Consider the following 13,415-nt stretch of genomic DNA (forward strand, 5'->3'; position numbering starts at 1 on the left):
AGAGGGCGAGAGGTGGAGGGGAGTTTTTGGGAACAATCTGGCGTAAAAAAGCCGGGCAAGCCCGGCTCGGTATGTAGCGAGGGATCAGGAGACGTGCTGCAGGAACTCCTGCAGACGCTGGCTAGGCGGATTCGCGATCAATTCCTGCGGGTTACCGTCTTCGGCGATGCGGCCTTTATCAATAAAGATCAGGCGGGAAGCCACTTTCTCAGCAAAGCCGATTTCGTGGGTCACGATCACCATCGTCATCCCTTCTTCCGCCAGATCCTGCATGACTTTCAGCACCTCGTGGCGCAGCTCCGGGTCGAGTGCGGACGTCGGCTCATCAAACAGCATCATCTTCGGTTTCACCGCCAGCGCGCGGGCAATCGCCACGCGCTGCTGCTGGCCACCGGAGAGCTCGGAAGGGTAGTGGTGCGCACGCTCCGCCAGGCCAACCTTCGCCAGCAGATCTTTTGCCAGCGCTTCCGCCGCCGCTTTGTTGGCACCGCGCACGCGCAGTGGGCCAAACATCACGTTTTCCAGCGCCGTCAGGTGCGGGAACAGGTAGAACTGCTGGAACACCATGCCCGCTTCCTGACGAATCAGACGCTCGTCCACTTTCGGGTCGTTTACCTTCAGACCGTCAACGATCAAATCGCCGCTGGTGATCTCTTCCAGCTTGTTGATGCAGCGCAGCAGGGTCGATTTACCGGAACCGGAAGGCCCGATAATCACCACCACTTCACCCTGCTTGATATTCAGATCGATATTGTGCAGCACCTGGGTTGGGCCAAAGTGCTTGGAGACGTTTTTAAATTCAATCACAGGATTTTCATCCTTCTTTCAAGACGGCGCAGAACGAAGCTCAGTACCAGCGTAATGATCAGATAAACGACGGCGACCGCACTCCAGATTTCCAGCGCGCGGAAGTTGCCCGCAATAATTTCCTGGCCCTGACGGGTCAGTTCGGCCACGCCGATAACGATGAACAGCGATGTATCTTTAATGCTGATGATCCACTGGTTACCCAGCGGCGGCAGCATGCGGCGCAGCGCCAGCGGGAGAATAACGTGGCGGATCGTTTCGCGACGAGAAAGACCTAATGCCAGACCGGCTTCGCTGAAACCTTTATGAATCGACAGCACCGCCCCGCGGGTGATTTCCGCGATGTAGGCGCCCGAGTTGATCATAATGGTCACGACGGCCGCGCTGAACGGATCGATGCGCAGGTCGGTAAATGCCATTGGCAGGGCGAAGTAGATAAACATGACCTGCACGACAATCGGCGTGCCGCGGATCACTTCGATGAAAACCAGTGCGATGTGGTTTGCAATCCAGCCACCGTAGGTGCGGGCGAAACCGGCGACAAGACCGATAATCAACCCACCTACCAGACCCAGGACCGAAATCCACAGGGTCATTTTAGCGCCTTCAAGCAAGAGTGGAATGGCAGGCCAGATGGCGCTCCAGTCAAACTGCATGATGTATTCCTGTATACCGTGGTGAAAAACGAAAAATGTAGGCCCGGCAAGCGTGAGCGCCGCCGGGCGCTATAAACCTGAATTCAGGTAAAATTATTTAGGCTCAGTACCGAACCATTTTTTATAGATTTCGTTGTAAGTGCCGTTCTCTTTCAGCGTTTTCAGCGCGCCGTTAACTTTCGTGCGCAGATCGTCGCTGCCTTTCGGGAACGCGATACCGTACTGCTGAGCTTCCAGAGAGTCGCCTACGGCTTTGAACTTGCCGTTACCAGCCGTTTTAATGAAGTACAGGATGTTCGGCGTGTCGTGCAGAACAGCGTCAGCACGGTTGGTGCCGAGTTCCATATACGCGTTGTCAATGTTCGGGAACTGGCGCAGGTCTTTGGTTTTGATGTTCGCTTTCGCGTAATCCACGGAACCGGTGCCGCTCTTCACTGCCACCACTTTACCGTCGAGGTCTTTCACGCTTTTTACGTCGTTATTATCCGCTTTGACCATCACCAGCAGGCCGCTTTTGTAGTAGCCGTCAGAGAAGTCGATCGCTTTTTTACGTTCTTCGGTAATGGTGATGCCCGCCAGCGCCAGATCGACGTTTTTGGTTTGCAGCGCCGGGATGATGCCGCTGAAGTCCATCGGCTTCAGGGTGTAGTCCAGTTTGAGTTCTTTGGCGATAGCGGCCCACAGATCAACATCAAAACCAACGTATTTGTCACCCTGTTTGAATTCAAACGGAACGAACGCCGTGTCGGTCGCCACAACCAGTTTGTCGGCAGCCTGAGAGGACACCGCAAAAGCCAGGGTAAGTGCAGCCAGTGAAACTTTTAATACAGACTTCATAGCATTTCCTTTTATATCCACGGGGCGATCCCCTGCGAGAACGACTGGCACAATGAAAAAATCGTGCCAACTTTACAAGGTGTTGTTTTACAAAGGGGATGAAATCATACATTGCACAAAAAGCGTGGCAATGATGTCGTGTTGCACCAGCATGGAGCACCATTTTGGTGCGCTTCGTTTGGGTCAACTGACGGGGAGATATTAAGCGTAAATTCTGACGAAAAAACAATCTTCCATTAACGGTTGTGTGAGGTGATTATTACAATTTATTCACTTTTGCACCGTCTCAGGTAAAAACTGTGCACCATAAATGTGCAAAACCCTCACCAGAGGCGAGGGTTTGACAGGAAAGTCTTATGGATTACTCGATGTTAGATTCGATAAACCACAGGAACTGATCCAGGTCGCGGGACGCGGCGGTGAAGATGTCTGCGGTATCTTCATCCTTGGCTTCGCTAATCGCTTTGCGCACGTCATTGGCCACAATCGCGTAGCGGTCCGCCAGCTCTTTCAGGTGATCCTGAACGGTGTGGATATCCAGCGGGTAGCTTTTCAGCGGCGTTTTGCTGTTGATCACCTGCGTGGTCCCAAGCGCGACACCACCCAGCTGAACGGCACGTTCAGCCATCGTATCGAGGTGTGTCACCAGTGCTGTGCGGAAGCCATCCAGCATTTCATGGACGGCAATAAAGTTTGCACCGCGCATATTCCAGTGGGCCTGTTTGGTGATCAGCGAAAGATCGATGAACTGGATCACCTGGCGATTCAGCAACTCAATGGTCGCTTTTTTGTCGCTATCCGATACATCGTTACGGGTATAAAGCAGATTAGACGCTTTCGTTTTCACCAGTTTAGCGGTACTCATAATCTCATATCCTCTTGATGTTTATGTCCCAGGTAATTACGGAACTAAGTATAGCACCGGATTTTTTCTCTGCGGTCTGGCTGTGCCTATCGGTTTAATAGTAAGAAGGAGATTGATAATTTAATTTATTGAAATTAAAGGATAATTTTAAAATTGATACAGATCAATCTTAATTCGCCTGGAGGGGAATGGGTGGAGAAGGATATTTCGGTTATATGACAAACTATGTAAGAAATTATAACGGATGGCATTCTGGCCTTTATTCTGCATGGCCATGAAGCCATGCAGAATATATGGCATTAGCCGATGTCGATTTTCTCAACTTTAGGTTCAGGGCGCATGGTGAGCGTTGACCCCATTGACGCCGCGATAATTGAGCATAGCGCCAGCGTCTGGGTTAACGTCAGCGTTTCGCCCAGGAACACCATCCCGGAGATCGCCGCAAGGGCGGGCTCCATGCTCATCAGAGTGCCAAATATGCGCGTCGGCAGACGCGTCAGGGCAATCATCTCCAGAGAATAGGGGAGAGCCGTTGAAAGAATAGCGACCGCCAGCCCGATTGGCATGACTGACCATTGCCAGATAGACTCCGTGGCCTGCGCCATACCGATCGGCACAAAAACGATAGCCGCAATCACGGAACCCAGGGCGACCGTTGCCGGGCCATGCTCTTCACCCGCTCGCTGCCCGGTGAGTATATAGACAGCCCAGCAGGCTCCTGCTCCCAGCGCCAGCGCTGCGCCCGTCAGATCAATCTCAGAGACATTCTGGCCGAGCGGCAGCAGGAACCATAAACCCAGAACGGCCAGCACGACCCAGATAAAATCCACCGGACGACGTGACGAGAAAAGCGCGACCGCCAGCGGGCCGGTAAACTCCAGCGCGACGGCAATCCCCAGCGGGATGGTCTGGATGGAGAGGTAGAACATATAGTTCATTGCCCCGAGGGACAGACCATAAAAAAGCAGAGGAAGACGTTGCTCTTTTTTGAAGCGCAGACGCCAGGGTTTGAAGATGACGACCAGTATCGCCGTTCCCAGCACGATACGCAGGGCTGTTACCCCGGGCGCACCCACCAGTGGAAAAAGCGATTTTGCCAGCGAAGCACCGCTTTGGATGGACAACATGGCAATAAGTATGACGGCTACCGGCAACCAGACCGACGACGTGCGGGATAACCCAGGCATCCTTTCTCCTGTCAGCTAATGTCAAGTGGAGTAAAGGTTGCAGTGTAAAGGAAATATACAGCTACGGTTGAGACTAGGTTGAAAAAAAAGACCCGTGAAATCCGTAAAATGGTTAAGCGCTGGTGGATTTATCACCTGAAAGATTAGGAATAATCTGGATGAATGTAACGGCGCAGACGCGCAATATGGGCGTTTAGTAGGAAAAATCGCATGTGATTTGAAAGAGTTAGCTGAGGTTGGAAACGTTCTGTTACAGGAAAGGCCTCATTAGACATCACGAATCACAAAGAGTTTCGCAAAATTTTTTGATATATTTAAAACTTACGGACTTACTTGAAGCACATTTGAGGTGGTTATGAAAAAAATTGCATGTCTTTCAGCACTGGCCGCTGTACTGGCTGTTTCCGCAGGTACCGCTGTAGCTGCTACTTCTACTGTAACTGGTGGTTACGCTCAGAGCGATATGCAGGGCGTGATGAACAAAACCAACGGTTTCAACCTGAAGTATCGTTACGAGCAGGATAACAACCCGCTGGGCGTGATCGGTTCTTTCACCTACACCGAGAAAGATCGTACTGAAAACGGCGCATACAACAAAGGTCAGTACTACGGTATCACTGCTGGTCCAGCTTACCGTCTGAACGACTGGGCGAGCATCTACGGTGTTGTAGGTGTTGGCTACGGTAAATTCCAGCAGACCGAAAACCAGGGTCTGAACCGCACTGCAAGCAACAGCGACTACGGCTTCTCCTATGGCGCAGGCCTGCAGTTCAACCCAATCCAGGACGTGGCGCTGGACTTCTCCTATGAGCAGAGCCGTATCCGCAACGTTGACGTTGGCACCTGGATCGCGGGCGTAGGTTACCGCTTCTAATCACTTCGGTGAGCTAATAAAAAATCCGCCCAATGTGGCGGATTTTTTTTTAGCTTTTCCCTCTCCTTGTGGGAGAGGGTCAGGGTGAGGGCATCAGACCGCACGAGATCGCACAGCTTACTTACTCTTAATATCAAAAATATCGGTACCCAGATGGTTATAGTCAACTTTCTGTAACTTGAAGTTGGTAACGTACACTGGGGGCGCTTTCTTGTTGGAGATAAACGGGTAACCATTTTTTATCTCTTTGGCCTTAATCCCCGTCCACTGCGAGAAGAACTGCAGGAAATCATTCGCCGAGCGCCGCGCTTTGATAACGCGATGCGTTTTATCATCACTCGACAGCACCATAAACGGTACCTGGAAATTCTGCTGGAACTGGTCGTCGTGCGCCAGATACTGCACTTCTTTGCCACGCTCTTTAAACGCCAGCCCGTGATCCGAGAAATAGACCACAGAGAAGCTTTCGCCCGTGTTGCGCAGCTGATCATAAAGCTTGCTGAGCAGCTCGTCGGTTTGCGTCATGGTATAGAGATAGCAAGAGGTCTCTTTCGACTGCACAAACTCCGCGTATTTACCGCCAGTGCGATCGCAGGCCTGCGGGTGCGATCCCATCAGGTGCAGAACAATCAGCTGCGGCTGGGTGCGCTGGGTAGCAAAGACCTGCGCCGTCATCTTCAGCAGCGCCTCGTCTTTGGTGTTTTTGTCGGCTTCAAAGTCGCCGCTCTTCAGGAACTGCACTTCGTCAGCACGCTTAGCAATACTGGCGATGGCGGTGTCGTATTCGCCAATTTGCCCCTGATTGGAGAACCACCAGGTCTGAAAACCGGCGCGGTTGGCCAGCGTGACGAAATTATCCTGAAACTGAGGTTTGCCATCCACTACGCGGTTCAGCGTCAGGCCGAGCGATTTCTGCGTCGAGCCGCTGGCCGCCACATAATCAATAAACAGGGTGCCGTTGACAGAGCTGGCAAACGGTGTGTTATTCCAGTGTCCGCCGAATGCGCCCAGCGCGTCGCGACGTGCGCTCTCGCCAATCACCACCACATAGGTATGGTATTTCGGCTTAACCGCCAGCACGTTCCAGGTGTCTTTCATATTGGAAAGTTCAGCCATGCGCGCCTGCTCGTCGAGAACCTCTTTATTGTTCACGACGACGTCTTTAACGAAACGGAACACCGGATAGCCCGTATCTTTCAGCTTGAACACGCCGCCCCAGGCCAGGTTTTGCACCGGCGCAACGAAAAACGTCCCCACGCTAAACGCCAGGCACAGAGACTCTATTTTTCCCCATGATCTCTTCGCGTCTGCTTTGCGACGAACCGCGATAACGCCAAGCGCAAAGATAAAGAGGCCGACGACGTAGCTGTACCAGGGGAAGATCGTCAGGATCTCCGTCGACTCTTCCATATTGGTGGAGTGCAGCGCCAGCAGGGTGTTGAAGTTTGGCGCGCCGTAGGCCTGTCCAAACGGGAAATACATCGCAGCAATCAGCGAACAGACCCCCACCAACGCTTTCTGCACGCGCGGGGCCGCTCGCCACAGCACATGCAGGATGCAGGTGAAAGCCACTGCATAAAGCAGGCTGAAGGGATAGCCGAGCGCAAAGTTAATCAGCAGCGACTGCAAAAAGTAAAATCCCGTCCACGGGCTTAAGGCCCGGCTGCGGGTAACGATGGTCTCTATCAGGGTTACATTCATAGGTCACTATCACAAAAACGCCATGTGCTCACCCTGGCGCCAAGGGTCAAAGCCTGCCGGACAGTGCGTGGAAAGGGAATGAGAGGTCCGCTTCAGCGAGCCGCAAATTGTGCAGGGCTGCAAGAAGATAGTGCGAGCGTGAATTAAGGTCAACAGTTGCTAAACAGATGTTTTGCGAAGGGGGCTGCAAATCCGCAAAAATTATCGGGAATTGGTCAGTTTACAGCGGAAGTGTGACAGAAAAATGAAGCGGCGTACCGCAACGCCGCTTAGTGGGAAGGTTTGTCGTCCTGATGCGGTTTGTTGTTAAACATATCGCACAGCATGTTCAACAGCATTAAGCGCACTTTAAAAGGAGAGTGGGTAAACACGGTCATGCACCTCTTGAATTCGTTCATGAGACCTCCTGATGTTTGATCCCTTCGATCCGTGAAGGGTGACTGCATTACATACAGATATAGCACAGGCTATATTGTATAGCTATGGCTATTTCGTTAATTTTTTGTGCTTGTGGAGGGATGGTTTACAATGTGCGCTCTCGATACCGGGCGCTGGAAGCGTCACCCCAATGAGGAAGTACAATGAACCGTCGCGCAGGTAAGCCAACCATTAAAAAAACGACGCAACTGGTGAATGTTGAAGAACATGTCGAAGGTTTTCGCCAGGTCCGTGAAGCGCACCGGCGTGAACTGATTGATGATTATGTTGAACTGATTTCCGATCTGATCCGCGAGGTTGGGGAAGCGCGTCAGGTCGATATGGCCGCCAGGCTCGGGGTTTCGCAGCCGACGGTCGCTAAAATGTTAAAACGTCTGGCCTCGGTAGGCCTGATCGAAATGATCCCCTGGCGCGGCGTGTTTCTGACGCCGGAAGGGGAGAAGCTTGCGCAGGAGAGCCGCGAGCGCCATCAGCTTGTCGAGAACTTTTTGCTGGTGCTGGGCGTCAGCCCGGAAATTGCCCGTCGGGATGCGGAAGGAATGGAGCACCACGTTAGCGAAGAGACGCTGGTGAAGTTTCGCGAATTTACCCTTAAATATGGTCCCTCCGCTGAATGAAAATCCCTGGACTGCAGGCCCTCTCACGCGATCGTTTCTTTCATCTCTTATTAATCATTGGCGCCGGGTTAAGCCTGTTTGTGCCGTTTGCGCCACAGGCCTGGTCTGCGGCGATTGACTGGCGCACCATCATCACCCTGAGCGGGTTAATGATGCTGACCAAAGGGGTCGAGCTGAGCGGCTATTTTGACGTCCTGGGGCGTAAAATGGTGCGCCGTTTTGCCACCGAGCGCAGGCTGGCCCTGTTTATGGTGTTCTCCGCCGCGGTGCTGTCGACGTTTCTGACCAACGATGTGGCGCTGTTTATCATCGTGCCCCTCACGCTCACCCTGCGTAAGCTTTGTGAGATCCCGGTCAGCAGACTGATTATCTTTGAAGCGCTCGCCGTTAACGCCGGTTCTCTGTTGACGCCCATCGGCAACCCGCAAAATATTCTTCTTTGGGGACGTTCCGGTCTGTCATTCGCCGCCTTTACCTGGCAGATGGCGCCTCTGGCGCTGGTGATGATGCTGTCGCTGCTGGCGGTCTGCTGGTTCGCGTTTCCGGATAAAAAGCTGCAATACCATAGCGGGACCACGGGCCCGCAGTGGCAGCCGCGGCTGGTCTGGAGCTGCCTCGGGCTGTATATCGTCTTCCTGTTCGCCCTGGAGCTGAAGTATGAGCTGGCGGGCGTCCTGCTCGTCGCCGCGGGCTTTGTCGTGCTGGCGCGGCGCGTGCTGGTGAGCGTGGACTGGACGCTGCTGCTGGTCTTTATGGCGATGTTCATCGACGTGCATCTGCTTATTCAGCTTCCGGTGCTGCAAAACGTTCTGCACAGCGTCAGCACGCTGTCGCAGCCGGGGCTGTGGCTGACGGCGATTGGCCTGTCGCAGTTTATCAGCAACGTGCCTGCCACCATTCTACTGCTCAACTACGTTCCGCCGGACACGCTGCTGGCCTGGGCGGTGAACATCGGTGGGTTTGGGCTGCTGCCCGGCTCCCTGGCAAACCTGATCGCCCTGCGTATGGCCAACGACCGTCGCATCTGGTGGCGCTTCCACCTCTGGTCGATCCCGATGCTGCTCTGGGCTGCGGCGATCGGTTTCGGACTATTCCTTCTCATATAGTGCGCAATTTGTCAGTTTTTCCTGGCAAATGTATAGCAACGTCCTAGCTTTAGTGAACGGCATAGTGTGATGCCGCTCACTGACAGGACCGTTGCTGAATTATGGCAGAAGAACAAAATCCACCTGCTGACGAGCAGGATAAAAACAATAACGAGCGTAAACGCCCGGGCAAAAAACCGTTAATTATCCTTGGCATCGTGGTCATCGTGATGGTGATCGTGGCGCTGGTCTGGTGGTTTTTAACCCGCAACGAAGAAACCACCGACGACGCCTTTACCGACGGCGACGTGGTGACCATTGCCCCCAAAACGGCGGGCTACGTTACCGAGCTTCGCGTGCGGGATAACCAGCGCGTGAAGAAAGGGGATGTGCTGGTGGTGATCGATCCGCGTGATACGACCGCCCAGCGCGATCAGGCTCAGGCTCAGCTTGGGCTGGCTATCGCGCAGCTGCATCAGGCCCAGGCGCAGCTGGCGCTCTCAAAAGTGCAGTATCCAGCCCAGCGTGACGAAGCCAAAGCGCAGGTGTTGAAAGCGCAGGCCGATCTGGCGAACGCGCAGGCAGAGTACCGGCGCCAGCGCGGCGTCGACCCGCGCGCGACCACCCAGCAAAGTATTGATTCTGCGAACGCTCAGCTGCGCAGCGCCCAGGCTGGCCTTGCCAGCGCACAGGCGCAGCTGGAAGTGGCGGAGCAGGTACAGCTGCAAATCCGCCAGCAGGAGACCAACGTCGAAGCCCGCGAGCGTCAGGTCGATCAGGCCAAAGCGCAGCTGGAAACCGCGAACCTGAACCTCTCTTACACCGAAGTCCGCGCCCCGTTCGACGGCTTTGTCACCAAACGCAACGTGCAGCCCGGCACGCTGGTTCAGGCGGGCACCGCGCTGTTCTCGCTGGTCTCCCCGAACGTATGGGTGGTGGCGAACTTTAAAGAGTCCCAGCTTGAGCGCATGAAGCCCGGCGATAAGGTCAGCGTCTCCGTGGATGCCTGGCCGGATATGGAGCTTGAAGGCCATATCGACAGCATCCAGCAGGGCAGCGGCTCGCGCTTCTCCGCCTTCCCGTCGGAAAACGCCACCGGTAACTTCGTGAAGATTGTTCAGCGCGTACCGGTAAAAATCGTCATTGATAAAGGTCTGGATCCGAACAAGCCGCTGCCGCTGGGGCTGTCGGTTGAACCGAAGGTCACCGTGGAATGACGGATCATAGCCACGATAACTGGAAGCCCGCCAGTAACCCGTGGGCGGTGGCGATTGTCGTCACCCTGGCGGTGTTCATGGAAATTCTGGACACCACCATCGTCAACGTCGCGCTGCCGCACGTGGCGGGGTCGCTCTCGGCCAGCTACGACGAATCAACCTGGGTACTGACAAGCTACCTGGTGGCGAACGGCATCGTGCTGCCCATCTCGGCGTTCCTGAGCCGGCTGTTTGGCCGCAAGCAGTTCTTCCTCATTTGCATCGTGATGTTCACCATCTGCTCGTTTCTGTGCGGCATCGCCACCGAGCTGTGGCAAATCATCCTGTTCCGCGTGATGCAGGGCTTCTTTGGCGGCGGGTTGCAGCCCACCCAGCAGTCGGTGCTGCTTGATTACTTCAAGCCGGAGGACAGGGGCAAAGCGTTTGGGCTTTCCTCCATTGCGATTATCGTCGCGCCGGTGCTCGGCCCGACGCTGGGGGGCTGGATCACCGACAACTACTCCTGGCGCTGGGTGTTCTTTATCAACATCCCGGTGGGGATTGTGACGGTGCTGGCGATCTACCAGCTGCTGGAAGATCCGCCGTGGGAGAGCAAATCAAAAGAGAAGCTGACCATCGACTGGACGGGGATCGGCCTGATCGCCCTCGGTCTGGGTTGTTTGCAGGTGATGCTCGACCGGGGCGAGGATGACGACTGGTTCTACTCGAACTTTATCCGCACCTTCGCGGTGCTGACGCTGGTCGGCATTATCGGCGCAATCTACTGGCTGATGTATGCCAAAAAGCCGGTGGTGGATCTCCACTGCATGAAGGACCGCAACTTCGCGATCTCCAGCCTGCTGATGGCGGGGATGGCGATGATCCTGTACGGCAGTTCGGTGGTGATCCCGCAGCTGGCGCAGCAGGATCTGGGCTATACCGCCACCTGGTCCGGGCTGGTGCTCTCGCCCGGCGCGGTGCTGATCGTGCTGACCATCCCGCTGGTGCTGAAGCTGATGCCGGTGGTGCAGACGCGCTGGATCATCGCCTTTGGCTTTACCTGCCTGGCGGTGTCGTTCTTCTGGTCGCGCACGCTGACGCCGGATATTGACTTCGAAACCCTGGTGCTGTTCCGCAGCGCCCAGTCGATTGGTCTGGGGTTCCTGTTTGTGCCGCTCACCACCATCGCCTTCATCTCGATACCGAGACGGCTCAACGCCGATGCGGCGGCGCTGTTTACCATGTTCCGCAACGTGGCGGGATCCATCGGGATTTCTCTCTCGACGGCGGCCATCACCGAGCGCGCGCAGGCGCACAGCGCGCACCTTGCCTACCACGCCTCGCCGTTTAACGAGCAGTTCCAGCTGGCGATTCGCGAAAGCGCCCAGGCGATCCAGAACTTCACCACCCAGGTGGGCGATCCGACCGGGATTGCCACCGGGCGGATGTACCAGACGATGATCGAGCAGTCCCGCTTCCTGGCCTACATCGACGTCTTCACCATTCTGAGCGCCGTGGCCTTGCTATTGATTCCGTTTTGTTTGTTGCTCTCGCCGGTTAAGAGCGAGGGGAGTGCAGGAGCACACTGATGATACACAGACGTTTACACCCCCTGATGATAATGATGCTGCTGGTGGGCTGCGCCGTCGGGCCGGACTACCAGCAGCCTGCGCCACCCGCCGTTACGCACTGGAACGATAAGGGCGACAGCGCGGTAAAATCGCAAACCACCTCCGCCGCGACCAATCCGCGCTGGTGGAAAACCTTCGGCTCGCCGCAGCTCGACAGTCTGGTTGAACGCGCCATCGCCGGAAACCTGACGCTGCAGCAAACGGTACTGCGCATTGCCGGGGCGCGTGAACAGATTAACCAGGCGGGCGGGGCATTTTTCCCGTCGGTGAACGGCAATCTGCAGGCGACGCGCCAGCAGCTCGGGCTGGAAGGGGAGCTAAAATCCCACGGCGTATACGACCAGCTGGATAATGTCGACCCTGAACTCAGAGGCGCGCTGGGACCGCTGACGCAGCCGATTAACCTTTATCAGGGCAGCTTCGATGCCCAGTGGGAAATCGACCTCTGGGGTAAGGTGCGCCGTCAGGTGGAAGCCGCCGAAGCACAGCAGAAGGCCGCCATCGAACAGCGTAACGACGCGCTGGTCTCGCTGGAAGCGGAGGTGGCGCGCGCGTGGCTCCAGCTGCGCGGGGCGCAGAGCATTATCGCTACCCTGAACACACAGATTAAAAGCGCGCAGCAGACGCTGGACCTGACCGAAAGCCGCCAGCGCGGCGGGCTGTCGCCGCAGATGGACGTGGAAAACGCCCGGGCGCAGCTGGGTAATCTTGAAGCCCAGCTGCCGCAGTATCAGGCCCAGGAACGCCAGGCGATGAACGGGCTGGCTATTCTGCTCGGCAAGCCGCCGGGGGCGCTGGATAGCGACCTGCAATCCGCGCAGCCAATGCCCGCGCTGCCGGATATCGTGCAGACTGGTATACCGTCCACGCTGGCGCGCCGCCGTCCGGACGTGCGCGAAGCGGAGGCCAACCTTCATGCCGCCACGGCGCAGATTGGTGTCTCGGTGGCCGAGCTGTTCCCGAGCTTTACCCTCTCCGGACAGTTTGGCCTGCGCAACAGCGAATCCGGCTGGCTGACCGACTGGAGCAGCCACTTCTACAGCTTCGGCCCGCAGGTTTCGATTCCGATTTTCCAGGGCGGTCGACTGGTCTCCAGCGTCAAGGTGGCGCGCGCGCAGCAGGGAGCCGCGGTGCTGGACTATCGCCAGACGGTGCTCACCGCGCTCGGGGATGTGGAAAACGCGCTGGTGAGCTATCGCACCGACCAGCAGCGTGAGGCGGGCCTCGCGAAAACCATTGATGCCCTGCAAAACGCCTTTGACCTGGCGAGCGACAGCTATCGCCAGGGGATCGCCAGCTTTATTGACGTGCTGGACGCCCAGCGGCAACTGGCTCAGGCCGAACAGCAGCGGGCGCAGGCGCAGGTACAAAGCGCTCTCGATCTGGTGGCGCTCTACAAGGCGCTCGGCGGCGGCTGGGAGCCGTATCAGCAGGTGCAGCTCCCGGACTACAGTGTCTTTGGCGACGCCCCGCGCGGATAAATATTCAGAGGATTGGGCAAGAAACGGACAGGAACGCCAC

Annotated in this window: 13 protein-coding genes; 6 read left to right on the plus strand and 7 right to left on the minus strand. The window is 56.0% G+C overall.

Annotation, left to right across the window (positions count from 1 at the left end; all coding sequences use genetic code 11):
* Window positions 1–84: 84 nt before the first annotated feature.
* The 5 genes from glnQ to rhtA form a co-directional block, all read right to left on the minus strand.
* Complete coding sequence (glnQ, locus tag INF73_RS00320) at window positions 85–807, minus strand: glutamine ABC transporter ATP-binding protein GlnQ (protein WP_028012446.1); 723 nt, start codon at window positions 805–807, stop codon at window positions 85–87.
* On the minus strand, window positions 804–1,463 hold the full coding sequence (gene glnP, locus INF73_RS00325; protein WP_003858462.1) for a glutamine ABC transporter permease GlnP: 660 nt from the start codon (window positions 1,461–1,463) through the stop codon (window positions 804–806). The genes glnQ and glnP overlap by 4 nt, the downstream gene beginning before the upstream one ends.
* Window positions 1,464–1,556: 93 nt before the next feature.
* Entirely contained in the window at window positions 1,557–2,300 is a 744-nt protein-coding gene (gene glnH / locus INF73_RS00330; RefSeq protein WP_014831177.1) for a glutamine ABC transporter substrate-binding protein GlnH, read from the minus strand.
* A 361-nt stretch (window positions 2,301–2,661) separates the two neighbouring features.
* A complete protein-coding gene (dps, locus tag INF73_RS00335; protein ID WP_008501171.1) occupies window positions 2,662–3,165 on the minus strand; it encodes a DNA starvation/stationary phase protection protein Dps in 504 nt (167 codons plus the stop codon).
* Between the two features lie 299 nt (window positions 3,166–3,464).
* Window positions 3,465–4,352, minus strand: coding sequence for a threonine/homoserine exporter RhtA (gene rhtA / locus INF73_RS00340; RefSeq protein ID WP_193360032.1), 888 nt, complete (start codon window positions 4,350–4,352; stop codon window positions 3,465–3,467).
* 355 nt (window positions 4,353–4,707) lie between these two features.
* On the opposite strand from rhtA, the gene ompX reads away from it, so the two are divergent.
* Complete coding sequence (ompX, locus tag INF73_RS00345) at window positions 4,708–5,226, plus strand: outer membrane protein OmpX (RefSeq protein WP_028012448.1); 519 nt, start codon at window positions 4,708–4,710, stop codon at window positions 5,224–5,226.
* Between the two features lie 117 nt (window positions 5,227–5,343).
* Here the strand turns inward: ompX and INF73_RS00350 are convergent, their stop codons facing one another.
* On the minus strand, window positions 5,344–6,927 hold the full coding sequence (locus INF73_RS00350; protein ID WP_193541537.1) for a phosphoethanolamine transferase: 1,584 nt from the start codon (window positions 6,925–6,927) through the stop codon (window positions 5,344–5,346).
* A gap of 269 nt (window positions 6,928–7,196) precedes the next feature.
* On the minus strand, window positions 7,197–7,325 hold the full coding sequence (gene mntS / locus INF73_RS00355) for a manganase accumulation protein MntS (RefSeq protein ID WP_014831181.1): 129 nt from the start codon (window positions 7,323–7,325) through the stop codon (window positions 7,197–7,199).
* Between the two features lie 183 nt (window positions 7,326–7,508).
* On the opposite strand from mntS, the gene mntR reads away from it, so the two are divergent.
* The 5 genes from mntR (at window position 7,509) to INF73_RS00380 (ending at window position 13,375) form a co-directional block, all read left to right on the plus strand.
* Entirely contained in the window at window positions 7,509–7,982 is a 474-nt protein-coding gene (gene mntR / locus INF73_RS00360) for a manganese-binding transcriptional regulator MntR (protein ID WP_008501176.1), read from the plus strand.
* Entirely contained in the window at window positions 7,979–9,088 is a 1,110-nt protein-coding gene (locus INF73_RS00365) for an anion transporter (RefSeq protein ID WP_049136963.1), read from the plus strand. The genes mntR and INF73_RS00365 overlap by 4 nt, the downstream gene beginning before the upstream one ends.
* Before the next feature lie 101 nt (window positions 9,089–9,189).
* Window positions 9,190–10,284 carry an HlyD family secretion protein gene (locus tag INF73_RS00370; protein WP_028012452.1) on the plus strand — a complete coding sequence of 365 codons (1,095 nt, stop codon included), beginning with the start codon at window positions 9,190–9,192 and terminating at the stop codon, window positions 10,282–10,284.
* A complete protein-coding gene (locus tag INF73_RS00375; RefSeq protein WP_028012453.1) occupies window positions 10,281–11,852 on the plus strand; it encodes a DHA2 family efflux MFS transporter permease subunit in 1,572 nt (523 codons plus the stop codon). The genes INF73_RS00370 and INF73_RS00375 overlap by 4 nt, the downstream gene beginning before the upstream one ends.
* Window positions 11,852–13,375, plus strand: a complete 1,524-nt coding sequence (locus INF73_RS00380) for an efflux transporter outer membrane subunit (protein ID WP_193541536.1) — start codon at window positions 11,852–11,854, stop codon at window positions 13,373–13,375. The genes INF73_RS00375 and INF73_RS00380 overlap by 1 nt, the downstream gene beginning before the upstream one ends.
* Window positions 13,376–13,415 lie beyond the last annotated feature (40 nt).

This window comes from Enterobacter cloacae complex sp. P6RS, assembly GCF_014982245.1.
GTDB classification, from domain to species: Bacteria; Pseudomonadota; Gammaproteobacteria; order Enterobacterales; family Enterobacteriaceae; genus Enterobacter; species Enterobacter bugandensis.

Bases quoted from the DNA above. Each gene is read 5' to 3' on its own strand.
- dps (WP_008501171.1), bottom strand. From the start codon at position 3,165: ATGAGTACCGCTAAACTGGTGAAAACGAAAGCGTCTAATCTGCTTTAT.
- ompX (WP_028012448.1), top strand. From the start codon at position 4,708: ATGAAAAAAATTGCATGTCTTTCAGCACTGGCCGCTGTACTGGCTGTT.
- mntR (WP_008501176.1), top strand. From the start codon at position 7,509: ATGAACCGTCGCGCAGGTAAGCCAACCATTAAAAAAACGACGCAACTG.
- rhtA (WP_193360032.1), bottom strand. From the start codon at position 4,352: ATGCCTGGGTTATCCCGCACGTCGTCGGTCTGGTTGCCGGTAGCCGTC.
- INF73_RS00365 (WP_049136963.1), top strand. From the start codon at position 7,979: ATGAAAATCCCTGGACTGCAGGCCCTCTCACGCGATCGTTTCTTTCAT.
- INF73_RS00380 (WP_193541536.1), top strand. From the start codon at position 11,852: ATGATACACAGACGTTTACACCCCCTGATGATAATGATGCTGCTGGTG.
- glnH (WP_014831177.1), bottom strand. From the start codon at position 2,300: ATGAAGTCTGTATTAAAAGTTTCACTGGCTGCACTTACCCTGGCTTTT.
- INF73_RS00370 (WP_028012452.1), top strand. From the start codon at position 9,190: ATGGCAGAAGAACAAAATCCACCTGCTGACGAGCAGGATAAAAACAAT.
- glnP (WP_003858462.1), bottom strand. From the start codon at position 1,463: ATGCAGTTTGACTGGAGCGCCATCTGGCCTGCCATTCCACTCTTGCTT.
- INF73_RS00350 (WP_193541537.1), bottom strand. From the start codon at position 6,927: ATGAATGTAACCCTGATAGAGACCATCGTTACCCGCAGCCGGGCCTTA.
- mntS (WP_014831181.1), bottom strand. From the start codon at position 7,325: ATGAACGAATTCAAGAGGTGCATGACCGTGTTTACCCACTCTCCTTTT.
- INF73_RS00375 (WP_028012453.1), top strand. From the start codon at position 10,281: ATGACGGATCATAGCCACGATAACTGGAAGCCCGCCAGTAACCCGTGG.